Origin of the sequence: Marinobacter profundi (assembly GCF_002744715.1) — a bacterium.
In the GTDB taxonomy this organism is placed as follows: Bacteria; Pseudomonadota; Gammaproteobacteria; order Pseudomonadales; family Oleiphilaceae; genus Marinobacter; species Marinobacter profundi.
Genome location: NZ_KZ319373.1, coordinates 98,060 through 123,008 on the forward strand (window position 1 = coordinate 98,060; position 24,949 = coordinate 123,008).

A 24,949-nucleotide genomic window follows, 5' to 3' on the forward strand; every position below is an offset into this window, starting at 1 on the left:
GGGTAGGCCGGAGCATTCCCCGGCGCTGCCCGCTGCTGGTATTGAGGTATGAACATTGCGTGATTTTGCCGCGGAACTGGCCGACCGCAAGCAGGCCGGCCTCTATCGTACCCGTCGCCTGGTCGAGGGGCCGCAGCAGCCCGGCCTGACCGTCGATGGCAAGCCGTTGCTGTCGTTTTGCAGCAACGACTATCTCGGCCTGGCCAGCCACCCGGACCTGACCCGAGCCCTGTGCGAGGCCTTGCCGGACACCGGGCTGGGGGGGGCGTCATCCCACCTGATCTGTGGTCACCATCGTGCCCATCATCAGCTGGAGGAGCGGTTGGCGGAGTTCACCGGTCGCAGTTCGGCGTTGTTTTTCTCTACCGGTTATATGGCCAATCTCGGGGTGATCTCTGCCCTGGCAGGACGCGGCGACACCATCTTCTCCGACCGTTTGAATCACGCCTCCATTATTGATGGTTGTGTGCTCAGTCGGGCGAAGGTCCGCCGTTATCCCCACGGCGATGTTGATGCCCTGGCGGAAATGCTGGCACAGACAGGTGGTCATAAGCTGGTAGTCACGGACGGCGTGTTCAGCATGGACGGTGACGTTGCTCCGCTGGGTGAGCTGGCCCGACTCTGCCGTACCCATGATGCCTTGCTGGTGGTCGATGACGCTCACGGTATCGGGGTCCTGGGGCCCGACGGGCAGGGCAGCGTAGCCGCGCTCGGCCTGTCCGAAGACGATGTGCCGTTGCTGATCGGCACCCTGGGCAAGGCGGTGGGTACCAGTGGTGCCTTTGTTGCGGGCCCGCGGCTGCTGACCGATTACCTGGTCCAGAAAGCACGCACCTACATCTACACCACCGCCATGCCGCCGGCGCTGGCGGCGGCTACCTGTGCCAGCCTTGATCTGATTGCCGGGGCCGGGGTGCGGCGCCAGCGGCTGCAGCAGCTGGTGCTCCGCTTCCGGCAGGAAGCGACGGCCCTCGGTTACCGGTTGATGGCTTCGGAAACCCCCATTCAGCCCATCATGGTGGGCGATAACTGGCGTGCCCTGGCGCTCAGCCGTGCCCTGGAGGATCGCGGGATCTGGGTCACCGCCATTCGGCCGCCGACGGTTCCGGAAGGCGAGGCCCGGTTGCGGGTGACGTTCAGTGCTGCCCACAGTGACCAGGACCTCGATCGACTGCTGGCGGCACTGGCCGCTTGCCGTGGTCTGCTCGACAGTTCGTCTGTTGCCGCCGCCCCGGTAGTCCCGGATCGGGTGGGCGCCGGATAATGCCCGTCGCCGGTGCCGGGGAATTACCGGCGATCCTGCTGGGCGGGTGGGCGGTGGAGGCGACCATGGTCGCGCCCGTACTGAACGACTGGCCGGGGCCGGTCACCGTGGTAAGCCTCGACGAGGAGCTGCTGCTGGGCTGCGACAGTGTCAGCGCGGTGGCGGACGCCCTCGCCCGGAGGTATCCCGGTCCCGGGCTCTGGCTGGGGTGGTCGATGGGTGCCCAGGTGGCCATGGCGGTGGCGCAACAACACCCGGACCAGGTGCGGGCGCTGGTTACGCTGGCGGGGTTCCCCTGCTTTGTCCAAACGGCGGATTGGCCGTTCGGAATGGAGCCAGCGCTTTTCCGGCAGTTTGTGTCGGACTTTGCCGACAATCCGGCGCGTGCCTGGCAGCGTTTCCTGCGGTTGCAGATACGGGGTGACGGTCAGGAGTCCGCGGCCCGCGCTGCTCTGACGCCCTGGTTGCACAGGGGGAGCCTGCTGGGGCCGGAGGCCCTGCACAAAGGTTTGACGTGGCTCGCGCACACCGATCAGCGGAAGCTCTGGCGAGAGGTTGGTATCCCGGCCCTGCACCTGTTCGGTGAACGGGACCCGGTGGTGAGTGCCCGGATGGCAGAGATGGTGCTGCCGCCTACGGCCCGCGCAGCGGTGATATCGGGCATGGCGCACTGGCCATGCCTGGGCAGCCTCGACCGGGTCCGGACCGAATTGACCGATTTTGTTGCCACCTTGCCAGGAGGGGCCGTTTGATGAACCGACCGCAATCAATGCTCGACCAGTGGCCGCACACCTCCGCTGCTGCTACCACCCCGGCCACTCACACCACCTCTGCAACCATTGCCCGGGACTTCGGGGAGGCGTCGGCCAGTTACGACAGTGCGGCCCGTTTGCAGCGCCACATGGGGCACCAGTTACTGGTGCGGTTGGCGGATGCGACCCCCGGCGATCTGACTGACATTGTGGATCTGGGATGTGGCACCGGTTATTTTACCGCGCAGCTGCAGGGCCTGCTGCCCACGGATACCGGAGTGACCGGGGTCGACCTCTCGCCGGGTATGATCGACCATGCCCGCGGGCAGCGCAGTCCGGCTATCCGCTGGCTGGTTGCGGATGCCTGTCAGTTGCCGTTTGCCGACGCCAGCCTCGATCTGGTGTTCAGTAATCTGATGATCCAGTGGTGTCCGGATCCGATTCCGGTGCTGGAGGAGTGCCTGCGGGTACTGCGCCCCGGTGGCCACCTGTTGTGTTCCACCCTGCTTGACGGCACTCTGCGAGAGCTGGCCCTGGCCTGGGAAGTGGCCGACCCCGGGCAGCCCCACATCAATCGCTTCGAGCCGGAGCTGGTACTGAAGGAGGCACTGCGCCGGGCTTTCCCCGGGGCGCTGCTGCAGCGGGAAACCGTGGTGCTGGAGTACCCGGGCCCCGCGGCCCTGCTCGCTGAGCTGAAGGCGCTGGGCGCCAGCTTCAAGGGGCAGGGCAGGCGGCCGACGATGACTGCTCCGGGTCGTATCCGGCGTATGTGCGAGGTCTATCCCCGCGCTGCCCGGGGCGGAATCGAAGCGAGTTATGCGGCGGGTTACATCATCGGCCGGAAGCCGGCCAATTCCATTCAGACCGATTCAGGAGCACGTTGACACTATGGCAAGGAATACTTTCTTCGTGACCGGCACCGATACCGGCGTCGGCAAGACGCTGGTGTCTGCGGCGATTCTGCAGGCGGCGAACAGCCGGGGACTCAGAACCGTCGGGATGAAGCCGGTGGCGTCGGGATGTGAACTAACCGGGCAGGGGCTGCGAAACGAAGACGCGCTGATGCTGCAGGCGGCGATGTCCGAGCCGTTGAGTTACGAGCAGATCAACCCGATTGCCCTGGAACCGGCAATTGCACCTCACGTTGCGGCTGCCCAGGCCGGGCGTCAGCTCAGCGCGCAACGGCTGGTGGGCTTTGTGCGCGGGTTGCAGCTGAAGCCGGCGGACCTGATGCTGGTGGAAGGGGCCGGGGGTTGGCGGGTTCCGCTCAACGAGCTGGAAACCTATGCCCGGGTGCCAGCGACCCTGCAGATGCCCGTGATTCTGGTGGTGCCGTTGCAGCTGGGGTGTATCAATCACGCCCTGCTGACGGCAGAAGCGATCCGTCACGACGGCCTGACGCTGGCGGGGTGGGTGGCCAATCGCCCCCGCGAGGAGATGATGAGTTGTGAGGCGGAAACCCTCGCCTATCTGGTCGATCACCTGCCGGCACCGTGCCTTGGCGTCTTGCCCTGGCAAACCGCGCCTGATCCGCTGACACTGGCGGAACACCTGCAGCTGGATCCCTTGCTGGACCGTTGAACCCCGCATCGCAGCTAACCACCTCTGTTTGAATCATCCCGGGGACAGACCCGAGGTCAGTCCCCTCGAGCATGCAACCAGGGTCGGACTTCAGTCCGACCTTATCCTGTCTCTCCCCTCAGGTTGGATTTCGGGGACAGCCCCGAGGTCAGTCCCCTCGAGCACGCATCCAGGGTCGGACTTCAGTCCGACCTGACGGTGCCACCCCCACTCAGATTGCATCCCGGTGACGTCGTCGCAACTGTGGACAAATTTTGATTCCGGCTCTTGACAATCCCTGCCCTACAAACGTATGTTTCAAACAAGTGTTTAATTCCCGTTGCGGCCGCATCGCCATGCCGTGATGGGTGAGTGAACGTCAGATCAACCCGAGCAAACCCCGAGGCAGCGAGCTGTAACCCCGTTACAGTCCTGACCGTACAGTTGAGGTGGATTCCATGCCTGATTACAAAGCGCCCCTGCGTGACATCAAATTCGTAATGAACGAGCTGCTGGACAGCGAACAGCACTACGCCAGTCTGGAAGGTGCCGAAGATGCGACTCCGGATATGGTGGACGCCATCATCCAGGAAGGTGCCAAGTTCTGTGAGCAGGTATTGTCTCCGCTGAACCAGGTGGGTGACCGGGAAGGCTGCACCTGGAGTGAAGACGGCGTGAAGACCCCGACCGGGTTCAAGGAAGCCTACCAGCAGTACGTCGAGGGTGGCTGGCCGTCCATGACCGCCGACCCCAACTACGGTGGCCAGGGCCTGCCGCATTCACTCGGTCTGGTCATGAGCGAAATGGTAGGCACCTCCAACTGGTCCTGGGGTATGTACCCGGGCCTGAGCCACGGTGCCACCAACACTATTGAAGCCCACGGCACCGAGGAGCAGAAGCAGACCTATCTGACCAAGCTGATCAGCGGCGAGTGGACCGGCACCATGTGCCTGACCGAGCCGCACTGTGGTTCCGACCTGGGTACCCTGCGCACCAAGGCCGAGCCCAACGCCGATGGCACCTACGCCATCACCGGCACCAAGATTTTCATCTCGGCCGGTGAACATGACATGGCCGACAACATCGTCCATATCGTGCTGGCCCGTTTGCCGGGTGCTCCGGAAGGTACCAAGGGTATCTCCCTGTTTATCGTGCCCAAGTGCCTGCCCAACGAAGACGGTTCTGCCGGCGAGCGCAACGCGGTGTCCTGTGGCTCCATCGAGCACAAGATGGGTATCCACGGCAACGCTACCTGTGTGATGAACTTTGACGGCGCCAAGGGCTGGCTGATCGGGCCGGAGAACAAGGGCCTGAACTGCATGTTCACCTTTATGAACACCGCCCGTATCGGGACCGCTATCCAGGGGCTGGGTGCCGCCGAGCTGGGCTTCCAGGGTTCGCTGGCCTACGCCAAGGACCGTCTGGCCATGCGTTCGCTGAGTGGTCCGAAGAACCCGGAAGGCATTGCTGACCCGATCATCGTGCATCCTGACGTGCGTCGTATGCTGCTGACCCAGAAGGCCGTTGCCGAAGGCGCCCGCGCCCTGATCTACCTGACCGCCCAGCAGGCTGACATTGTGCACAGCGGCAAGACCGAAGAAGCCCGCAAGGCCGCAGACGAAGCCCTCGGCTTCCTGACGCCGATTGCCAAGGCATTCCTGACCGAAATCGGCTACGAAGCCGCTAACCTGGGTATGCAGGTGTTCGGCGGTCACGGATTTATCTCCGAGTGGGGCATGGAGCAGAACGTGCGTGACGCCCGCATCGGCATGATCTACGAAGGCACCACCGGCATCCAGGCGCTGGATCTGTTGGGCCGCAAGGTGCTGATGACCCAGGGCGAGTCCCTGCGTGGCTTCACCAAGCAGGTTCATCTGTTCTGCAAGGAAAACGCCGACAACGAGCAGCTCAAGCAGTTCGTTGAGCCGCTGGCGGCGATCAACAAGGAGTGGGGCGAGCTGACCACCAAAATCGGTATGGCCGCCATGAAGAACCGGGAAGAAGTCGGTGCTGCCTCGGTCGACTACCTGATGTACTCCGGCTACGCGGTCTTCGCCTACCTGTGGGCGCGGATGGCCAAGGTCGCCCTCGACAAGATGGCGGAAGGCACCAGCGAGGAGATGTTCTACAACGCCAAGGTACAGACTGCGCGGTTCTACTTCACCCGCATGCTGCCCCGGTCCCGGACTCACGCCGTAACCATGCTGGCCGGCGCTGACACTCTGCTGGATATGCCCGAGGAAGCGTTCGCCCTCTGAGGCGGTCGCTGACGAAAACCCTGAAAGCCCGCTCTCCCCGGAGGCGGGCTTTTTGCTGAGCTGTGTTCCGGCGGGTTTATGAGTTGTGGCCCGCTTTCAGGTAGAATAGCCGGCATAAAAATAACCTGATCAGGGGGCGCAGGCGTGGCCTTGCTCCTTGCGGACACATAGCCGATGGGGTGGCTGTTCCCGGCACCCCATAAGATTGACTGGACTCTGGAGAGTTTTTAGATGGCTGATTATCAGGCGCCTTTACGTGACATGCGTTTTGTACTGAACGAAGTTTTCGATACTGCTTCCCTGTGGGCTTCGCTGCCGAAACTGGCAGAAAACGTCGACCCGGAAACCGCTGATGCGATTCTGGAGGAAGCAGGCAAGATTTCGGGCAGCGTGCTGGCACCCCTGAACCGCGAGGGCGATGAGCAGGGCAGCAAGTGGAATGACGGTGAAGTAACTGCACCGGAAGGGTTCAAGGAAGCGTACCAGACCATCGTGGAAGGTGGCTGGAACGGGCTTGGCGGTAACCCGGAGTTTGGTGGCATGGGAATGCCGAAGACCCTGGTCGCACAGTTCGAGGAAATGATGCAGGGCGCCAACATGGCGTTCGGACTGGCGCCGATGTTGACCGCCGGCGCTTGCCTGGCGCTGGATGCCCACGGCAGTCAGGAACTGAAAGAAAAGTATTTGCCTAACATGTACTCCGGCGTCTGGTCCGGCGCCATGGATCTGACTGAGCCCCATGCGGGTACCGACCTCGGGATCATTCGTACCAAGGCCGAGCCCAATGGCGACGGGTCCTTCAGTGTCACCGGTACCAAGATCTTCATTACCTGGGGTGAGCACGACATGGCGGAGAACATCATCCACCTGGTGCTGGCCAAGCTGCCGGATGCTCCGGCGGGCCCGAAGGGCATTTCCCTGTTCCTGGTGCCCAAGTTCATGGTGGCTGACGATGGCTCCCTCGGCGAGCGCAACAGCTTCAGCTGTGGCTCCATCGAGAAGAAGATGGGCATCAAGGGCTCTGCCACCTGCGTAATGAACTTCGATGGTGCCAGGGGCTGGCTGGTGGGCGAGGAGAACAAGGGCCTGGCCGCCATGTTCACCATGATGAACTACGAGCGCCTGGGGGTGGGTATCCAGGGTATCGGTGCCGCCGAGGCCTCCCTGCAAAGCGCCCGGGAATATGCCCTGGAGCGTATCCAGAGCCGGGCGCCCACCGGTGCCCAGCAGCCGGAAAAGGCGGCGGATCCGATCATTGTCCATCCGGACGTGCGTCGCATGCTGCTGACCATGAAAGGCTATGTCGAAGGTGGACGTACGTTCTCAACCTACGTTGCACGCTGGCTGGACATCGCCAAGTACTCCCAGGACGATGAGCAGCGCAAGCACGCCGAAGGCATGGTCGCCTTGCTGACACCGGTCGCCAAGGCGTTCCTGACGGATCGCGGCCTCGAGGCCTGCATCATTGGCCAGCAAGTGTTTGGCGGTCACGGCTTCATCCGGGAGTGGGGCCAGGAGCAGCTGGTACGTGATTGCCGGATTACCCAGATCTACGAAGGCACCAACGGTATCCAGGCGCTGGATCTGATGGGACGCAAGGTGGTGGGCAGCCAGGGCCAGCTGTACGAGCTGTTTGCCGCCGACGTGGCGTCGTTCATCGAGCAGAACAGCAGCGATGAAACCCTGCGTCCGTACCTGGAGTCCCTGGCTGCTGCGCTGGAACGTCTGTCCGATGTGACCGAGCATGTGATCGGGCAGTCTGCAGGCAACCCCGATGCGGTAGGCGCGGCGTCTGTCGAGTACCTGGACCTGTTCGGTTACACCGCACTGGGCTTTATGTGGGCGATGGTCGTCAAGGCGGCGGCGCCCAAGGCCGCGGGAGACAGCTCCGGTTTCTACAGCGGCAAGCTGAAAACCGCGCGATTCTACTTCGACCGCCTGCTGCCGAAAACCGTGTCGCTGGCGGAGAGCATCCGCAGTGGCAGCGATGCCATGATGGCCTTGACCGCGGAAGAGTTCTGACGCCGGTCTGAGCACTCTGACACCGCCTCAATCTACCGCGGCGGTGTCAGAGCCTAGAGCCTGGCCAGGCTTCCGGGGTCGGTGACGAACCGGTTTTCATTACCCTGCAATTCTACAATTTGCCGATGGCGGGTCAGTTCCCGGTCATCCGGCGGATCCTGCTCGTTCCAAGCCTTGAACACTGTGTCAGCTCCTACCCAGGGCAGGCTGTAGGCATCCACCATGTACCCGACCGCCCGCGCAATGTCGCCTTTCACGCCGGCGGGTGGTTCCATGAACTGGGCGCTTTCCCGAATACCACATTCCCGAACCTCGATACCGTCATCCAGTTCTTCGTAAATGGCATTGCGCCGCCGCAGTTCGATACGGGCATGGACCGGGACGATGTTGTGCAGGTCCGAGGCAATCTGCTGGTAGCGCGGGTCCTGGCTGCACTGGCTGGGAGTGCCGCAGCGCAGCGCCGAGCGGACATGGGAGAGGGGGTAGATGTAACCGTCAGTGAGCAAAAAGCCCTTGCTGGTAAAAGTCTTGTTGCAGAAGAAGCTGGTTCCGCCGGAGCGATAGAGTTGCCCCCAGAACTGCTCCTTGATGACGGTATCCGGGTCGGAAAAGCGCGTATTCTGGCTGGCACCGGCCAGAGGAAGGGCAACAAGTGCGGACGCGAGCAACAAGCGGGTCATGATAGTCATACGCCAAAGATACCCCGTATCGTTACGACAGGCTCTGGCGGATCGGGCAACTACCCCGTCTCACTCACTTTTGTCCCTTTCGGACTGATTCCGGCCCATCCGGGCGGAATAGGTACAGCGTCCCTTGCTGAGCAGTGGCTAATTGAAGCGGGGCCGATCCGCGGCAAGGTGTGACGATAGCTTCACACTTTCATCAGTATGGCACATATCTCTAAGGCACATATCTTTACGGCACACATCAACAGGGCTGACCCCAGCAATGTGATGCTCAGGCCCTGATTAACAGGGCCTTTCCGGTTTTCTCCGGCGTTCGGAGATGACCGGCCAGTTCACTTGGTTTTCTTGCGGATCCGGTCGTAGCCTTCCCGCAGGTCTTCGCCCAGTTTACGGACGGTGTTGCCGGCTTCCTGCGAGGTTTCCTGGGCGTCGTGGGCAATGCTGTCGAGCTTCTGGCGGAACTTCTCCCAGCCCTGTTCGAGGTCATCCCACTCGTCCTTGACGTCCTCCTTGGCCAGATGTAACTGAACCTTGGCTTCGTCGCGGTACTGTTTAACCTTCTCGGCCAGTTTTTTCAGGTCCTCTTGCAGACTCATATCAAACACCTCCCTTGATTGATGGTGAGCCTACAATGCTCCCGTCGGCAAAAACGTGTCAAGGGGGGATTGGTTAGAACATGAGCAGGATCAAGTTCCTGCGCGCGCTGCCAGCAGGGTGGCCATCTCCCGCAGGGCAAACCAGGGGGTGTGGTCGGCGAAACCCTTGGTCGCCCGGTCGGTATCACTGCAGAGCTGCAGCGCCTGGTACAGGGCCTGGCGGCTGTGCTTGCGGGAGGCGCTTTCGAGGGCGCGGGCACGCTGCGGCTGGCGAACGCCGTGTTGCTTGAGGAAGTTTGCCGAAGGTTCGCGACGGGCCTGTAGCTGCTTGAGTTCGAGAACCAGGTTGAGATCCCGTGTCAGCACGCTGAGCAGTCCCAGCGGGTTTTCGCCTTCCTGCTCCAGGGCGCCGATGATCTTGTTGGCGTGGGCGGCATTGCCGGTAAGCAGTTCGGTGACCAGTTCGAAACTGTTGAAACGGGCGCTGTTCTGCACCGCCTGCTCGACGATCTCCTCATCCACCGTCTGGCCCGGCGCCAACAGGGCGAGCCGGTCCATCTCCTGGCTCGCGGCCAGCAGGTTGCCTTCAAGGCGCTCGGTGAGCATCTCCAGGGCGCCGCGGGTAAGGGTCAGGCCGCGGCTGCGGGCCCGTTGCTGCAACCAGGCGGGGAACTTGTCGGCATCCACCGGCCAAACGGTGACGTGAACGCCGTGGTTCTGCAGTTCCTTGTACCACTTGCGCCGGATTTCGGCGGCGTCGAGGCGGGCGCTGATCAGGATCAAGATGATGTCTTCGGGGGGATCTGCCAGTACCCGTTCCAACAGGTTGCGGCCGTCGCCGAGCTTGCCGGTGGGCAGGTGGATTTCGATGCGTCGCCGCTCGGCAAACAGCGACATGGCGCCGAACTCCTCACCCACCCGGTTCCAGTCCAGTTGCTGGTCGGCATGGAAGGTCAGCCGGTCCTGGAAGCCTGCTTCCCGGGCGGTCTGGCGAATCTGGTCGCAGCATTCCTGTACCAGCAGGGGCTCGTCACCGGACACCAGGTACACCGGAGCCAGGCCTTTTTTCAGCACTTGCGGAAGCTGGGCCGGCTGGGTCTTCATCGGCGGCTGTCCGCCTCGCCGGTGGATTCCCGGCTGGCCGCCCGGATGGCTTCGATCCGGGTTGCATTCAGGGGTGCCAGGCGGAAGATCACCTGCTGGGCGAGCTGTTGGTAGAGGGATTCCCGCAGGGCCTCTTCTTCCCGTTGCTTGGCCAGCACGTTGGCTTCGTCATAGCGGTAGGTTTCGATGCTGGAGAGCTCGGTGTCGGCAATCAGCGGCACCTGGTCGCTGGTCAGCACATCCATCCGCAGGGTCTGGCGGATGGTGTATTCTGCGGCCGAGGCCTGCAGGGTGATGGCGCTGGCCCGGCGCTGTTCGCGGAATTCCCGCAGCCGCAGCACATAGTCGGCCTGCTCCGGCTCCACAACCACCACATCACCGCCGATCAGCTGTTCCCGGACATCGTTACACAGCAGTTCCGGAACCTGGCTGTCACAGGTAACCGCCAGCGGTTGCAGGGCTGCGGGAACCGGGGCGGAGCCCCGGAGCTGGAAACCACAGCCCGCGACCACCGCCAGGCCGGCCAGCGTGAGCAGGCCGAGCAGGGTGCGAGTGGTCGGGAGCGGTCTGGTCATATCAGCGACTCAGCGGTTGGTGGCCAGGTTGGCTTCTTAGTTGGCAACGACGTTGACCAGTTTACCCGGCACGACGATGACCTTGCGAACGGTCTTGTCCTCGACAAAACGGATGACGTTCTCGTTCTCCAGGGCAAGTTTCTCCAGCCCGGCCTTGTCGATATCTGCCGGTACGTCGGCCTTGGCGCGGACCTTGCCGTTGACCTGCAGCACAACCTGGATCTGGCTGCGCACCATCGCGGCCTCGTCTGCCACTGGCCAGCGCGCATCGACCACCGGTTCTTCATGGCCGAGGGCCTGCCACAGGGTGTGACAGATATGGGGCGCGATCGGCGACAACATCAGCACGGCGGCGTTCAGGGCTTCCTGGCGCACGGCGCGGCTCTGGGGTTCGCTATCGCCCAGCTTGCTGACCTCGTTGAGCAGTTCCATCACCGCGGCAATGGCGGTGTTGAAGGTCAGGCGGCGGCTGACGTCGTCACTGACCTTGGCAATGGTCTCGTGGGTCTTGCGTCGCAGATCCTTCTGGCTATCAGCCAGTTCGGCGATGTTCAGGGTTGGCGCGGGGCCGCCCGCGGTGTGTTCGCTGACCAGTCGCCACAGCCGCTTGAGGAAACGGTGGGCGCCTTCCACGCCACTGTCAGACCACTCCAGGGACTGTTCGGGCGGTGCCGCGAACATCATGAACAGGCGGACGGTATCCGCACCGTGCTGGTCGATGATGGCCTGGGGGTCGATCCCGTTGTTCTTGGATTTTGACATCTTGGTGACGCCACCGGCCGTCACCGGCTGGCCGTCCACCTTGTGGACCACCTGGATCGGCTGGCCCTTGTCGTCCCGTTCAACGGTGACGTCGGCGGGCGAAATCCACACCTTGCCGCCCTTGTCGTCTTCACGGTAATAGGTTTCGGCGAGCACCATGCCCTGGCACAGCAGCCGGTTGAACGGCTCGGAGCTGGTCACCAGGCCCACGTCCCGCAGCAGCTTGTGGAAGAAGCGGGCGTACAGCAGGTGGAGGATGGCGTGCTCGATACCGCCGATGTACTGGTCCACTGGCAGCCAGTAGTTGGCCGCGGCCGGGTCAAGCATGCCCTTGTCGTAATTGGGGCTGCAGAAGCGGGCGTAGTACCAGGACGACTCCATGAAGGTGTCGAAGGTGTCGGTTTCGAGGGTCGCCGGCTGGCCGTCGAAGCTGGTCTTCGCCCACTCGGGGTCGGCCTTGATCGGTGACTGGACGCCGTCCATTTCCACATCTTCCGGCAGCGACACCGGCAACTGGTCATCGGGAACCGGACGCTCGGTGCCGTCGGCCAGGGTCATCATCGGGATGGGCGCACCCCAGTAACGCTGCCGTGACACGCCCCAGTCCCGCAGGCGGTAGTTCACGGTTCGTTTGCCAATGCCGTTGCTTTCCAGGTATTCAGCAATGTCGTTGAATGCATCTTCGCTGGTCAGGCCGTTGTACTTGCCGGAAGACACCAGTACACCCTTCTCGGTGTAGGCCTTTTCCTGCACGTCCACTTCGATGTTCTCGGCCGGTGCGATCACCTGCTTGATCGGCAGGTGGTACTTGAGGGCGAATTCATGGTCGCGCTCGTCGTGGGCAGGCACTGCCATCAGGGCACCGGTGCCGTAGTCCATCAGCACGAAGTTGGCCACATAGACCGGAATCTCTTCATGGGTCAGCGGATGCACGGCGCGGAAGCCGGTATCGATACCCTTCTTCTCCATGGTGGCCATGTCGGCCTCGGCCACCTTGCTGTTCTTGCACTGGTCGACAAACTCGGCCACTTCCACGTAGCGCTCCGCCGCTGCCCTGGCCAACGGATGCTCCGCCGCCACCGCCATGTAGGTCACCCCCATCAGGGTGTCCGGGCGGGTGGTGTACACGGTGAGGGCATCCTCACGGTCTTTCAGCGGGAAGTTCAGTTCCACGCCGGTGGATTTGCCGATCCAGTTGCGCTGCATGGTCTTGACCTGTTCCGGCCAGTCTTCCAGCGTGTCCAGGTCGTTCAGCAGCTCTTCGGCATAATCGGTAATGCGGATGAACCACTGGGGAATCTTCTTCTGCTCCACCAGGGCGCCGGAGCGCCAGCCGCGACCGTCTACCACCTGTTCGTTGGCCAGTACGGTCTGGTCGACCGGGTCCCAGTTCACGGTGGACATCTTCTTGTACACCAGCCCTTTTTCATACAGGCGGGCGAAGAACCACTGCTCCCAGCGGTAGTAATCCGGTTTGCAGGTGGCCAGTTCGCGGCTCCAGTCATAACCGAAGCCCAGCTGCTTGAGCTGGTTCTTCATGTACTCGATGTTGGCGTAGGTCCACTTGGCCGGCGCGGTCTTGTTGGCAATGGCGGCATTCTCGGCGGGCAGGCCGAACGCATCCCAGCCCATGGGCTGCATCACGTTTTTGCCCTGCATGCGCTGGTAGCGGGAGATCACGTCGCCGATGGTGTAGTTGCGGACGTGGCCCATGTGCAGCTTGCCGCTGGGGTAGGGGAACATGGACAGGCAGTAGTACTTGGGCTTGCCGGGCTCTTCCTTCACGGTGAACGTGTTGTTTTCTTCCCAGAAAGTGCGGGCACCCTGTTCAACCTGTTGCGGATTGTATTGCTCGTCCATTCCTGCCATTACCGAAATTACCTTGTGTGGAAAATAGAACCCTGTATCAAAACGATGTCCGGAGCGGGGCGCACATTCTAACGCACACGGGGCCTAACAGGTAGTCTGCGAAAACGCGCAAGCTGTGCCAGACTTGCAGTATAAGGCCCGCGCTTCCCGGGGACTGACCTTGGGTCTGTCCCCGGTCCGGCCCGTATCGTCACCCGTTGTCTCCAGGAGAGCAAATATGACAGAACCGGAACGCAATCACCTGTCTGGCACGGCCCTCAAGGCCTATGACCGGATGCTTGAGCGGGTTCAGGCCCGCTTGAAGCTGATGCAGGACACCAGCCTCGATACATTGCGAGAGGAAGTGGATAAGGCCGTGGAGGCGGAGTACGAGCTTGAGGAGATGACTCGCGAGGAGGCCGATCTGCTCGGTGCCTACCTGCGGCGGGATCTGGAGCACCTGATGCACTTCGTCGATGAAACCGGTGAGGGGCTGAAGGAATGGTTGCAGCTGGATATCTCACTGCTGGAGCATCAGCTGGCGGATATGCTGTTCTCGGTGGCGGACCAGACCCGGCTGGACACCCTGGAGCTGAACCAGAAGCTGGAGGATCACAAGGTCGGCCAGTACATCAGTGGCGAGGTGGCGACGGCCGGGATGTTCCAGTGCCTTAATTGCGGACACATGCGCTGCCTGACCGCCACCAGTCATATTGAGCCCTGCGAGGCCTGCGGCTCCCACTACTACGAGCGTGTCACCAGCCAGTGGCCCCGCAAGGAGAGCTGAGACCGCGGCTTTCCGCCGCGGTCTAGGCGCGCGGCGGAATGACCCGTTCCCTGACGAACACAATCAGGATCATTGCCAGGGTCAGCACCGGCCAGGAGCCGGACTGCATGTAGGGAGTGCTGCCGGAGGCCGAGAAAACCTCGCCCTGCAGCGTAGCGCGGGTGAACTGCGGGATGGTTTCGGCAATCCGGCCTTTCTGGTCAATGATGGCGGTGACGCCGTTGTTGGTGCCGCGCAGCATGTAACGGCCGGTTTCCAGTGCCCGCATGCGGGCAATCTGCAGGTGTTGCAGCGGGCCAATGGAGTCCCCGAACCAGCCATCGTTGCTGATGGTGAGCAACAGGCCGGCGTTGCGGGCATTGCGGGCGACGAAATCCGGGTAGGCAACTTCGTAACAGATAAATGGCATCACGCCGTTGCCATTGGCCTGCAGGGGTGGCTGGTTCTCGGGGCCCCGGCTGAAGCTCGACATCGGCAGGTCAAAGAAGCCAATCAGGCCCCGCAGATACTGCTGTAGCGGCACGTATTCACCGAAAGGCACCAGTTTCTGCTTGTGGTAGGTGCCGCTGCCGTTGCCAATGGCCATGATGCTGTTGTGAAAAGTGAAGTCTTCAATGCGGTCACTGAAGCCGTACCAGGGAATGCCCGTGATCAGCGTGCTGTGATCGCCCAGTTCGCCGGCGATGTACTCGATGATCTTGCCGGCCTGGTCCTGGGGAATGGGAATCGCGGTTTCCGGCCACAGGATCAGGTCGGTTTCCCAGAACTCCTCGGTCAGGCCCAGGTAGATGACGATCTGGTCCCGCAGGAAATCGGGATCCCACTTGATCTGCTGCGGGATATTGCCCTGCATGGAGGCAAACGTTGTGGGCTCGCTGTCGAGCGTGGTCCAGGCCACCTTGTTGAGGGCCGGGCCGCTGAGCCAGAGGGTTGCGGTGAGCAGGGCGGCGACTCCCGCTGCACCGCGGCGCTGTTCCTTCACCAGCCACCAGAGGCCGTAGAGGACAGCCCCGCTGGCGACAACCAGGAAAGTCACACCGTGGACGCCGATGACCGGAGCAAAGCCACCGAGCGGGCCGTCCACATGGGCATTGCCCAGGTATAGCCAGGGGAAGCCGGTGAGCAGCCAGCTACGGACCCAGTCGCCGAGCACCCAGATGGCCGGGAACAGGATCAGCCGTCGTACCGCGCTGGTGCTGGCAAGCTTGCCCCACGCCCAGAACGCCAGGGCGTGGAACAGACCAAGGCCGACCACAAAGATGACGGTGAGCAGGATCGCCAGGGGCACCGAGGTGTTGCCATATTCGCTGATGCTGACGTAGACCCAGCTGGCTCCGGAGCCGAACAGACCGATGCCGGCAAGCCAGCCGGCGCGAAACAGTTTCCCGGGCGCGAGCGGAATACAGGCCAGCAGGATCAGCAGCACCGAGACCGGACCGAGCCACCACAGCTCGAAGGGCGACAGGGTGAGGGTTTGCAGTGCGCCGGCAACCACGAGGGTTGCCGCGCGCAGCCAGCGGTTGGTAGAGAGCGGTGATTGCAAAGCGGTATTCCCGATTGGTTTTACGACTCGCTGCGGGCTACCTGCAGCAGGCGGATCACCCGGTTGTCGGCGTTGGCGATGGTGAACCTGAAGCCGCCAAACTCCACCGATTCGCCCCGTCGCGGCAGGTGACCGAACTCCTTGAGAACCACGCCCCCGATGGTGTCGAACTCCTCCTCGTCCAGCTTGGTGCGGAAGAATTCGTTGAAGTCCTCGACCGGGGTCACCGCCTTGACCGCAAAGGTGCCGTCATCGCGGGCCTTGATGTGGGTTTCTTCATCGAAATCGTGTTCGTCCTCGATTTCGCCGACGATCTGTTCGAGCACGTCCTCGATGGTGATCAGGCCGGCGGTACCGCCGTACTCATCCACCACAATGGCCATGTGATTGCGGGTTTCCTTGAATTCCTTGAGCAGCTGGTTGAGCCGCTTGCTCTCGGGAATGAAGGTGGGGGGGCGGAGAATCTCGCGGATATGGTTCCAGTTGAGGTCGTTGCTGAGCGCCAGGGGCAGCAGGTCCTTGGCGAGCAGGACGCCGATCACGTCATCCTGGCTGTCCCCGATGACGGGGAAACGGCTGTGGGCAGACTCGATGATGTCATTCAGGAAGTTTTTCGGATCCTGCGAGGCTTTCACGGTGACCATCTGGGAGCGGGGGATCATGATTTCATCCACCCGCATGTCGACCACCTGCATCGCACCTTCGATAATGCTCATGGCATCGGCATCGATGATGTTCTGCGCTTCCGCTTCACGCAGGATTTCCAGCACGTCCTCCGGGGACTCAGGCCCGCTGGAAAAGGCCTGTGATATACGCTCCAGCCAGGACTTGTGACTGCCCTGACTGCGACTCGACTGATCGTCGCTCATGAGTCTTTTTCCGTTTCCTCTGTTTCGTAAGGGTTGCCGTATCCGAGTTGCGCAAGCAGCCGGATCTCGAGGTCTTCCATCACCTCGGCATCGTCATCTTCAATATGGTCATAGCCCTGGAGGTGCAACATGCCGTGCACCACCATGTGGGCCCAGTGGGCCGCCAGTTCTTTATGCTGTTCGGCGGCTTCTTTTTCAACCACTGGCGCGCAAATCACCAGATCTCCGGCCAATGGAACCGTTATACCGGCTGGCGCCTCAAATGGGAAGGAGAGCACATTGGTTGGCCCGTTCTTGCCCCGGTACTGGCTGTTGAGGTCGGCGCTCTCTTCCGTATCCACAATACGAATAGTCACTTCCGATGGATGCTCGCCGAGCCAGGCGGTTGCTGCCCAGGTTTCGAGGTCCTTGTCTGCCGGGATTCCCGGTGCCTCCAGGGTACGCTGAAGGTCAACTGTCAGTTTGCTCACCGGCTTGTTGAACTCCCGTCGTCAAAGGCGTCATAGGCTTCGACGATCCGCTGCACCAGCGGGTGACGAACCACGTCTTTCGACTCGAAGCGGGTAAAGCCGATGCCCGATACCTTGCTTAGTACGCCGGCGGCATGGATCAGGCCGGAGTTCTGGCCGCGGGGCAGGTCCACCTGGGTGGTATCCCCGGTGATCACGGCGGTGGAGCCGAAGCCGATCCGGGTCAGGAACATTTTCATCTGTTCCCGGGTGGTGTTCTGGCTCTCGTCGAGAATGATGAACGAGTTATTGAGGGTACGGCCACGCATGAACGCCAGTGGCGCGATCTCGATCACGCTTTTCTCGATCAGCCGGGTGACCTGGTCGAAGCCGAGCATCTCGTAGAGGGCGTCGTACAGAGGGCGCAGATAGGGATCCACTTTCTGGGCCAGGTCGCCGGGCAGGAAGCCGAGCTTTTCGCCGGCTTCCACCGCCGGGCGGACCAGCAGGATGCGCTTGACCTGCTCGTCCTTGAGGGCTTCCACGGCACAGGCGACCGCAAGCCAGGTCTTGCCGGTTCCGGCCGGACCGATCCCGAAGTTGATGTCATGGGTGCGGATGCTGTGCACGTACTTTTGCTGGTTGGCGCCGCGGGGCCGGGCCTGCAGTTTCGGCGTTTTGATGACAGTCTGGCTGCCGTCGAACGGCAGGTCATCAGGCAGTCGCTCGTACCCGGTCTCGCGGATGAACAGGTGCACGGTGTCCGGCTTGATGTCGTCACTGGCCTCGGTTTCCCGGTACAGGTGACGGATGACTTCGGTTGCCGCGGCCACGTGCTCGGTCTCGCCTTCCACGCGGAAGTGGTGGCCACGGCGGCCTACCTTGACGTTCAGGCGGCGTTCGATCTGCTTCAGGTGCTCGTCGAACGGGCCGCACAGGGTTGCCAGCCGACGCTGGTCAACGGGATGAAGGTCAAATTGTCGGGTATCGGTGGTGTTCAATCGGTCTCCTCAGTACAGCCGGGAATCTACGGGTACGCCCCGCAGGGAGTTGGGGAGGGCTTCCCGGATTTCAACGTCAATAAAGTGTCCGATCACGTCCGCGTTGTCGTGACGGAAGTTCACGATGCGGTTGTTCTCGGTGCGGCCGGCATACTCGCCCGGGTCTTTTTTCGACAGTCCGGTCACCAGGATCCGCTGGGTGGTGCCCACCATTTTGCGGCTGATGTCCATGGCCTGCTGGTTGATGCGCTGCTGCAGGATGGCGAGGCGCTGTTTCTTGACCTCCATCGGGGTGTCGTCAGGCAGGTCGGATGCCGGGGTGCCGGGGCGGGCGCTGTAGACAAAGCTGAAAGAGACGTCGAAGCCGATGTCGTTAATCAGTTTCATGGTGTCTTCAAAGTCTTTGTCGGTCTCGCCGGGGAAGCCGACGATAAAGTCGGATGAAAAGCTGATGTCCGGGCGGATCTTGCGCAGGCGGCGTAACTTGGATTTGTACTCCAGCGCGGTGTGGCCCCGCTTCATGGCGGCGAGAATGCGGTCGGAGCCGCTCTGTACCGGCAGGTGCAGGTGGCTGACCAGTTCGGGTACCTGGGCGTACACCTCGATCATGGCATCGGTAAACTCCACCGGATGGGAAGTGGTGTAGCGGATGCGGTCGATGCCGTCGATGGTGGCGATCAGGGTGATCAGTTCGGCCAGGTCCATGGTGTCGCCATCGTGGGTGGCACCGCGGTAGGCGTTTACGTTCTGGCCCAGCAGGTTGACTTCCCGTACGCCCTGGCCGGCGAGGTGTGCGACTTCTGCGATCACGTCGTCTACCGGGCGGCTGACTTCTTCACCGCGGGTGTAGGGCACGACGCAGAAGGTGCAGTATTTGCTGCAGCCTTCCATGATAGAGACGAAGGCGGAGGGGCCGTCGGCGCCGGGCTCGGGCAGGTTGTCGAACTTTTCGATCTCGGGAAAACTGACGTCGACGACGCCGACACCGTTACCTTTCATGCGTACTTCGGTAATCATGTCGGGCAGGCGGTGCAGGGTCTGCGGGCCGAAGACCATGTCGACGTAGGGTGCGCGGTCGATGATGGCCTGGCCTTCCTGGCTGGCGACGCAGCCGCCGACGCCGATGATGAGGTCGGGTTTGCTGTTTTTGAGGTTTTTCCAGCGGCCGAGCTGGTGGAATACTTTTTCCTGGGCTTTTTCCCGGATCGAGCAGGTGTTGAGCAGCAGGATGTCTGCGTCCTCGGGGTTGTCGGTCATTTCGACCTGTTCGCCGGTGCGCAGCAGGTCTGCCATTCGGGATGAATCGTATTCGTTCATCTGGCAGCCGTGGGTCTTGATGTACAGCTTTTTGGCCATGGGTCTCAACGCAATTGGTGTGTTGGCGCCGGCAGGGTTTGGGCGGCGCTGGAGAAAGTGGACTGCGTATTATAGCGGGGTGATCATTCTGCAACCAGAGTTGTCTCGGGTTGTTGCTAGTTTTGGTGTGGTATCATTTTCGGCTTCGGGTGCATGAAGGTCTTGGGGGGAGGCTTTCCAAAACACGCTCCTGGCGGCACATCCATGTGGCGCTTGAGCTTCGCCATCCCTGGCTTCGCACAGTTTTGGAAAGCCTCCCCAAGCCCTTCTCCGGCGCCTGAGTAATCCTCAATTCAGCAAAACTTTTAATATGACTCCTGAACGCCTTGCCCGCATCAAGCAAACCCTCGATACCCGCCAGCCTGATTTGTGTGTGCTCACCGACCAGGTCCACAAACCCCGTAACCTGTCGGCCATTATCCGGTCCTGCGATGCCTTCGGGCTGGCGAACATGCATGTGGTGTGGCCACGGGAGGGCTTCCGGGCGTTTCGCAAGACGGCCGGTGGCAGTTTCAACTGGGTGACAACCCACACCCACCGCAGTATGGACGAGGCGGTCAGTCACCTGAAGGGGCAGGGGCATAAACTTTATGCCGCGCAGTTGTCCGAACGGGCGATTGATTTCCGGGAGGCGGATTTTACGGTGCCGTGTACGGTGATCATGGGTAACGAAGTCGACGGTGTGAGTCCGGACGCGGCGGCCCGGGCTGACGAGCATATTGTGATCCCGATGATGGGCATGGTGGAGTCGCTCAATGTGTCTGCTGCCTGCGCGATTATCCTGTCGGAAGCCCAGCGGCAGCGGCAGGTGGCGGGGCTCTTTGATCAGCGCCGGTTGCCGGATGAGGAATACGAGCGGTTGCTGTTTCGCTGGTGTCAGCCAACGGTGAAACGCTATTGCGACGACCGCAACCTGCCATATCCGCCCCTCGATCCGGAAACCGGGGAGTTGGTCGACGGCGTAGGCTGGATGCAGGAGGTCAGAAAGCTGCGGGCCAATCGGCCACGATGGAGCGATAAGGCAGAATCGCTCCTCGAAGAATGATCATGGGGGGCGTCCGTGATGTCAGCTCCCCGCCACCGGATCAGGCTGGCAGGGATGTGCTGCCTGCCGCTATTCCTCGCGGGCTTCCAGGTAGCGCTGCAGCTGTTCGCGCAATGCCTTGGGCAAGCGGGTAATGGTCAGCGCGTCTTTGTCGCGGTCGTAGTAGACCGCCTGGTTGACCAGGTCTGATGAGAAAGACACGCTCATGCCGCCGCCGGAGCCGGCGATGCGCACGAGTTTTTTGACTTTGCGGTGATCCGGGTGGAGGACGCCGCTTTCCGGCAGTTCGGCGTTCTGGCTGGCGAAGTCCTTGAAGCGCTCGGGCTGGTTCTCGTCCAGGTAGCCTGACAGGGCCTCGATGGCCACCGGCTCTCCGAGGGCATGCTGTTCCTTGCAGAATTCATAGGCGCGGGTGCGGACTTCGCCGGCCTTTTCCGGTTCGGACGACTTGGCGAATGCTTCTACGGCATCGAGGAAGGTGAGGGTTTCTTTCTCGACATCCACCTGGTTGGTGAAGCCGCAGAGTTTGATGAACAGATCGCCGCCTTCGCCGGTGCCGCGGGCGTGTACCAGGGTCAGGTAGTTCTCGCCGTTGTTCGCCTGCCAGTCGTCCAGCTCGATCCGCACCGCCAGGTTGAGCCGCGACAGGCTCAGCACGTCAGTGGCGTCCAGCGCCTGGTCGCCGTCAAAGCGCATGGCGCTGTCGTTTTCCAGGATAAACAGGTAGACCACGTCCGCATCGGCCAGGGCTTCATGCACCACCATCAGGTGCCCTTCGAATTCCTCCTGGGCAGCGTTCAACAATTCCTGCCACTGGCCGAACAGCCGGTCGGTCAGCGATGCGAACGATTGCTTGTCCTCCAGGTAGTCTTTCAGCCAGCTGCTGAACGGGCTTTCTCCGATGTCTTCGGCGAACCGGCCGTACTTTTTCCCGGGCTTGCTGTTGAACAGCCGCTTCATCTGCTTGTGAAGGGCCTCGTAGTCGCCCCCCGGCTCGGCGAGGGCAGCACCCGGGCGTACCCGGGCCGGCTGTCCCGGCTGATACTGGCTGGCAAAGAGAGTACGAAGCTGCTTGATGGCCATGAAATCGTTGGTTCCCTGATTGAAAAACGGTCAAAGGCTGATAAACGGACAAAGCCCCGAAGGCTGACCCTCGGGGCTTTGCATTGTACCGGTTTTATGCGACCCGTCACCTTTGCGCGGGGCGGCAATGTCAGATCCGCTGGTTACGGACCAGTTCCTGTACCAGCGCACTGACGGCGCCCGGTATATCCGCCTCATGGTCCGCCGATGCCGTGACATGGGCAACATCGGATCCGAGGTTTACCGCAATCGCTATCAGCCCGTGGGCCGCCAGCAGCTGTGCCGTGCGCCGGCGATCCTCCGGGGTGCCGGCGTTGTCCTCACTGAGCACCACCGTGGTCTTACCCTGGTCAAACAGTGCCCGTTCCACGGCCAGTGCCAGTGCAGTCGCCTGCCGACCGTTACAGGCAATGATGGCTGGCTTCTGGGCCAGGCGGCGGGCGCGGTCTTCAGCGCTGACCGGCTCCCGGGATTCCGCGTCCCCGGCCGTGCCGGCGATCATGCCGGCGCCAATGGTCACGTTGGTCAGCCGGTCAATCACGATAAAGCTGCCGGTGGCGTGATTGCGCGGGTAGGCATCGAACGCCACCGGCTGGCTCAGGGTCAGCTCGCACAGGCCGATTTCATTCAGCTGCAAGCGGTCCGGATTGGCGTGCTGCTCCAGGGTATTGACGTCCGTCTGGTGCAGGATTGTCTTGACCGTGCCGGAGGTAAAGGTCGGGCCGAGCTTGATGTCGTACAGCCGGCCGGTTTCCAGCGGGGCATCGGTCATCCACACCAGATTGGCGCGGAAGCGGTTGCTCACTTCCGGCTCGTCCGCCGGGCGGACCAGCATGTCGCCCCGGCTGATGTCGATCTCATCGGTCAGTGTCAGGGTCACTGCCTGGTCGGTGTAGGCTTCGTCCAGGTTGCCGTCAAAGGTGACAATCTCTTTCACCGTGCTGGTGCGGCGTGAGGGCAGGGCCATTACCGGATCGCCGGGGCGGATTACCCCGGAGGCAACGGTGCCGCAAAAGCCGCGGAAATTCAGGTTCGGCCGGTTGACGAACTGGACCGGAAAGCGGAAGTGTTCGAGGTTCTTGTCCCGTGACACTTCCACCGTTTCGAGGATTTCCATCAGCGGCTGGCCGCTGAACCAGGGTGTGCTGGCACTGCGGTTGACCACGTTGTCGCCTTCCAGCGCGGAGATCGGCACGAAACGGATGTCGCTCAGACCCAGCCGGGAGGCAAATGCCAGGTATTCCTCTTTGATTTCGTTGAACCGCTGTTCGCTGAAATCCACCAGGTCCATCTTGTTCACCGCCACCACGATGTGCCGGATGCCCAGCAGCGACGCGATGAAGGAGTGACGCCGGGTCTGGGTCAGCACGCCGTGGCGGGCATCGATCATCAGGATGGCCAGCTGTGCCGTGGACGCGCCGGTGGCCATGTTGCGGGTGTACTGCTCGTGGCCCGGGGTGTCGGCGATGATGAACTTGCGCTTGTCGGTGGAAAAGTAGCGATAGGCTACATCAATGGTGATGCCCTGTTCCCGTTCCGCCTGCAGGCCGTCCACCAGCAGTGCCAGATCCAGCTTTTCGCCGGTGGTGCCCATCTTGGCACTGTCGGTTTTCAGGCTCGCCATGTGATCTTCGTAGATCATCTTGGTGTCGTGCAGCAGGCGGCCGATCAGGGTGCTCTTGCCGTCGTCCACACTGCCGCAGGTCAGCAGCCGCAGCAGTTCCTTGTTCTCGTGTTGTTTCAGGTAGGCCTGAATATCTTCGGCAATCAGATCAGACTGGTGTGACATCTTAGAAATACCCTTCCCGCTTTTTCTGTTCCATGGATCCGGCCGAATCGTGGTCGATCACGCGGCCCTGGCGCTCGGAGCTGGTGGCCAGCAGCATCTCCTGGATGATTTCCGGCAGTGTGGTGGCCTCGGACTCAATGGCGCCGGTCAGGGGGTAGCAGCCGAGGGTGCGGAAGCGGATGGATTTCATCATCGGCGTTTCGCCCTCTTTAAGGGGCATGCGGTCGTCATCCACCATGATCAGGGTGCCGTCGCGCTCCACCACCGGACGCACGGCCGAGTAGTACAGCGGAACGATGTCGATGTTTTCCAGGTAGATGTACTGCCAGATGTCCAGCTCGGTCCAGTTGGACAGCGGGAAGACCCGGATGCTCTCGCCCTTGTTGATCTTGCCGTTGTAGGTGTTCCACAACTCGGGGCGCTGGTTCTTCGGGTCCCAGCGGTGGTACTGGTCGCGGAACGAGTACACCCGCTCCTTGGCGCGGGATTTCTCCTCATCGCGGCGGGCGCCGCCGAAGGCCGCATCAAATTTGTACTTGTCCAGCGCCTGTTTCAGGGCCTGGGTTTTCATCACGTCGGTGTGTTTGGCACTGCCGTGGGTGAACGGGCCGATACCCTGTTTCACACCATCCTCATTGATGTGGACAATCAGATCGAGACCGTACTTGCTGACCTGTTTGTCGCGGAATTCGATCATGTCGCGGAACTTCCAGGTGGTGTCCACGTGCATCAGCGGGAACGGCGGCTTGCCCGGATAGAAGGCCTTGCGGGCCAGGTGCAACATGACCGCGGAGTCCTTGCCGATGGAGTAGAGCATCACCGGGTTGTCGAACTCGGCGGCAACTTCCCGGATGATGTGGATGCTTTCAGCTTCCAGCTGTTTGAGATGGGTCAGGTTGTAAGTGGTCATCGTGTCCTGCTGTCGCCTTGCTGGCCTTTGCGGCCGGTACGAGTGGAGATCTCCACTTTAACAGAGGGCGTCAGGGCATAAGAAGCAGTCTGGTTAGACTTTTAGATCATAATAATATAGCGGCACACGAATGGCCGTGTGCCGGGATGGTGTGCAAAATGGCTGGTCAAAAAATAATCAATGCGTGACCGGTGGTTGCGGGCGTCCGCCGTGGATTCAGATCGGCGTCGCCAGGACGCGACTGACAAACTGGTCCACGTAATCGTAGCCGTTATTCTCGAAATCGGTGAACTGAACACCCAGCTGGAACTGGTCCCGGGCAATCCGCCGCAAGTGCACGATGTGACCGGCGGCAGCCACCGCCACCGTCTGGGCGGCAACCACGGGTACCGCGAAACGGGCGGCGACGGGAATGCACGCGCCGGGGGCTGGCGTGGTCTGGCTGGGGACCAGTTTCTTGGCGGTTTCCTGGTCGCAGAGCAGCATCATGCCGGCGCGGGACAGGTTGGCGGTTCTGCAGTTAAGCACATCGCCGTCGGATTTCTTGATGGCGACTTCGATCGAGACATCCGCTCGTTGTTGCTTCCTGAGATTGGTTTTGGAGGAAACTGGCTTCATGGTGACTCGCCTGGCATTTTCTGTTTGTAGGTATGCTGCCTTGCCCATGGGTATCGATCCGGAATGTTCTGA

Annotated in this window: 22 protein-coding genes; 8 read left to right on the forward strand and 14 right to left on the reverse strand. The window is 61.8% G+C overall.

Annotated features, from left to right (window positions below; all coding sequences use genetic code 11):
- Positions 1 to 55 precede the first annotated feature (55 nt).
- The 6 genes from bioF to CLH61_RS13665 all read left to right on the forward strand — a co-directional run bounded on the left by bioF (position 56) and on the right by CLH61_RS13665 (position 7,856).
- Complete coding sequence (gene bioF, locus CLH61_RS13640) at positions 56 to 1,264, forward strand: 8-amino-7-oxononanoate synthase (RefSeq protein WP_099615310.1); 1,209 nt, start codon at positions 56 to 58, stop codon at positions 1,262 to 1,264.
- Positions 1,264 to 2,016 (forward strand): alpha/beta fold hydrolase, encoded by a 753-nt coding sequence (locus CLH61_RS13645; RefSeq protein ID WP_099615311.1) that lies wholly within the window; start codon positions 1,264 to 1,266, stop codon positions 2,014 to 2,016. The genes bioF and CLH61_RS13645 overlap by 1 nt, the downstream gene beginning before the upstream one ends.
- Positions 2,016 to 2,900 carry a malonyl-ACP O-methyltransferase BioC gene (gene bioC / locus CLH61_RS13650; protein ID WP_228152643.1) on the forward strand — a complete coding sequence of 295 codons (885 nt, stop codon included), beginning with the start codon at positions 2,016 to 2,018 and terminating at the stop codon, positions 2,898 to 2,900. The genes CLH61_RS13645 and bioC overlap by 1 nt, the downstream gene beginning before the upstream one ends.
- Positions 2,901 to 2,904: 4 nt before the next feature.
- Positions 2,905 to 3,597 carry a dethiobiotin synthase gene (gene bioD, locus CLH61_RS13655; RefSeq protein ID WP_099615313.1) on the forward strand — a complete coding sequence of 231 codons (693 nt, stop codon included), beginning with the start codon at positions 2,905 to 2,907 and terminating at the stop codon, positions 3,595 to 3,597.
- 437 nt (positions 3,598 to 4,034) lie between these two features.
- On the forward strand, positions 4,035 to 5,834 hold the full coding sequence (locus CLH61_RS13660) for an acyl-CoA dehydrogenase C-terminal domain-containing protein (RefSeq protein WP_099615314.1): 1,800 nt from the start codon (positions 4,035 to 4,037) through the stop codon (positions 5,832 to 5,834).
- A gap of 231 nt (positions 5,835 to 6,065) precedes the next feature.
- Positions 6,066 to 7,856, forward strand: coding sequence for an acyl-CoA dehydrogenase C-terminal domain-containing protein (locus tag CLH61_RS13665; protein WP_099615315.1), 1,791 nt, complete (start codon positions 6,066 to 6,068; stop codon positions 7,854 to 7,856).
- Positions 7,857 to 7,909: 53 nt separating this feature from the next.
- Here CLH61_RS13665 and CLH61_RS13670 read toward each other — a convergent pair whose 3' ends face one another.
- The 5 genes from CLH61_RS13670 to leuS form a co-directional block, all read right to left on the reverse strand.
- Positions 7,910 to 8,545, reverse strand: coding sequence for an endonuclease (locus CLH61_RS13670; protein WP_322868257.1), 636 nt, complete (start codon positions 8,543 to 8,545; stop codon positions 7,910 to 7,912).
- 329 nt (positions 8,546 to 8,874) lie between these two features.
- Positions 8,875 to 9,138 (reverse strand): hypothetical protein, encoded by a 264-nt coding sequence (locus CLH61_RS13675; protein WP_099615316.1) that lies wholly within the window; start codon positions 9,136 to 9,138, stop codon positions 8,875 to 8,877.
- A gap of 90 nt (positions 9,139 to 9,228) precedes the next feature.
- Positions 9,229 to 10,242 carry a DNA polymerase III subunit delta gene (holA, locus tag CLH61_RS13680; protein WP_099615317.1) on the reverse strand — a complete coding sequence of 338 codons (1,014 nt, stop codon included), beginning with the start codon at positions 10,240 to 10,242 and terminating at the stop codon, positions 9,229 to 9,231.
- Entirely contained in the window at positions 10,239 to 10,817 is a 579-nt protein-coding gene (locus tag CLH61_RS13685) for an LPS-assembly lipoprotein LptE (protein ID WP_099615318.1), read from the reverse strand. Before CLH61_RS13685 ends, holA begins: the two co-directional genes overlap by 4 nt.
- Positions 10,818 to 10,853: 36 nt before the next feature.
- Positions 10,854 to 13,439: a leucine--tRNA ligase gene (gene leuS / locus CLH61_RS13690; protein ID WP_099615415.1), complete on the reverse strand. Its 2,586-nt coding sequence runs from the start codon at positions 13,437 to 13,439 to the stop codon at positions 10,854 to 10,856.
- Positions 13,440 to 13,665: 226 nt separating this feature from the next.
- Here leuS and CLH61_RS13695 point away from each other — a divergent pair, with 226 nt between their 5' ends.
- Positions 13,666 to 14,214 carry a zinc ribbon-containing protein gene (locus CLH61_RS13695; RefSeq protein ID WP_099615319.1) on the forward strand — a complete coding sequence of 183 codons (549 nt, stop codon included), beginning with the start codon at positions 13,666 to 13,668 and terminating at the stop codon, positions 14,212 to 14,214.
- A gap of 22 nt (positions 14,215 to 14,236) precedes the next feature.
- Here CLH61_RS13695 and lnt read toward each other — a convergent pair whose 3' ends face one another.
- Genes lnt through miaB form a run of 5 tightly spaced genes read right to left on the reverse strand, consistent with a single transcriptional unit; the run spans position 14,237 to position 19,432 of the window.
- Positions 14,237 to 15,757, reverse strand: coding sequence for an apolipoprotein N-acyltransferase (lnt, locus tag CLH61_RS13700; protein ID WP_228152644.1), 1,521 nt, complete (start codon positions 15,755 to 15,757; stop codon positions 14,237 to 14,239).
- Positions 15,758 to 15,777: 20 nt separating this feature from the next.
- On the reverse strand, positions 15,778 to 16,626 hold the full coding sequence (locus tag CLH61_RS13705; RefSeq protein WP_099615321.1) for an HlyC/CorC family transporter: 849 nt from the start codon (positions 16,624 to 16,626) through the stop codon (positions 15,778 to 15,780).
- Positions 16,623 to 17,096, reverse strand: coding sequence for an rRNA maturation RNase YbeY (gene ybeY / locus CLH61_RS13710; protein WP_099615322.1), 474 nt, complete (start codon positions 17,094 to 17,096; stop codon positions 16,623 to 16,625). The genes CLH61_RS13705 and ybeY overlap by 4 nt, the downstream gene beginning before the upstream one ends.
- Positions 17,093 to 18,076 carry a PhoH family protein gene (locus tag CLH61_RS13715; protein ID WP_099615323.1) on the reverse strand — a complete coding sequence of 328 codons (984 nt, stop codon included), beginning with the start codon at positions 18,074 to 18,076 and terminating at the stop codon, positions 17,093 to 17,095. The genes ybeY and CLH61_RS13715 overlap by 4 nt, the downstream gene beginning before the upstream one ends.
- Before the next feature lie 9 nt (positions 18,077 to 18,085).
- Positions 18,086 to 19,432, reverse strand: a complete 1,347-nt coding sequence (miaB, locus tag CLH61_RS13720) for a tRNA (N6-isopentenyl adenosine(37)-C2)-methylthiotransferase MiaB (protein ID WP_099615324.1) — start codon at positions 19,430 to 19,432, stop codon at positions 18,086 to 18,088.
- A 310-nt stretch (positions 19,433 to 19,742) separates the two neighbouring features.
- Between miaB and trmH the strand changes: the two genes are divergently transcribed.
- On the forward strand, positions 19,743 to 20,477 hold the full coding sequence (gene trmH, locus CLH61_RS13725; RefSeq protein WP_099615325.1) for a tRNA (guanosine(18)-2'-O)-methyltransferase TrmH: 735 nt from the start codon (positions 19,743 to 19,745) through the stop codon (positions 20,475 to 20,477).
- A 69-nt stretch (positions 20,478 to 20,546) separates the two neighbouring features.
- Here the strand turns inward: trmH and CLH61_RS13730 are convergent, their stop codons facing one another.
- The 4 genes from CLH61_RS13730 to CLH61_RS13745 all read right to left on the reverse strand — a co-directional run bounded on the left by CLH61_RS13730 (position 20,547) and on the right by CLH61_RS13745 (position 24,877).
- Complete coding sequence (locus CLH61_RS13730; protein WP_099615326.1) at positions 20,547 to 21,560, reverse strand: nucleoid-associated protein; 1,014 nt, start codon at positions 21,558 to 21,560, stop codon at positions 20,547 to 20,549.
- A gap of 130 nt (positions 21,561 to 21,690) precedes the next feature.
- Positions 21,691 to 23,349: a sulfate adenylyltransferase subunit CysN gene (cysN, locus tag CLH61_RS13735; protein ID WP_099615327.1), complete on the reverse strand. Its 1,659-nt coding sequence runs from the start codon at positions 23,347 to 23,349 to the stop codon at positions 21,691 to 21,693.
- 1 nt (position 23,350) lies between these two features.
- Positions 23,351 to 24,259 (reverse strand): sulfate adenylyltransferase subunit CysD, encoded by a 909-nt coding sequence (gene cysD / locus CLH61_RS13740; RefSeq protein WP_099615328.1) that lies wholly within the window; start codon positions 24,257 to 24,259, stop codon positions 23,351 to 23,353.
- 216 nt (positions 24,260 to 24,475) lie between these two features.
- Positions 24,476 to 24,877 carry a PilZ domain-containing protein gene (locus CLH61_RS13745; protein ID WP_099615329.1) on the reverse strand — a complete coding sequence of 134 codons (402 nt, stop codon included), beginning with the start codon at positions 24,875 to 24,877 and terminating at the stop codon, positions 24,476 to 24,478.
- Between the last annotated feature and the right edge of the window lie 72 nt (positions 24,878 to 24,949).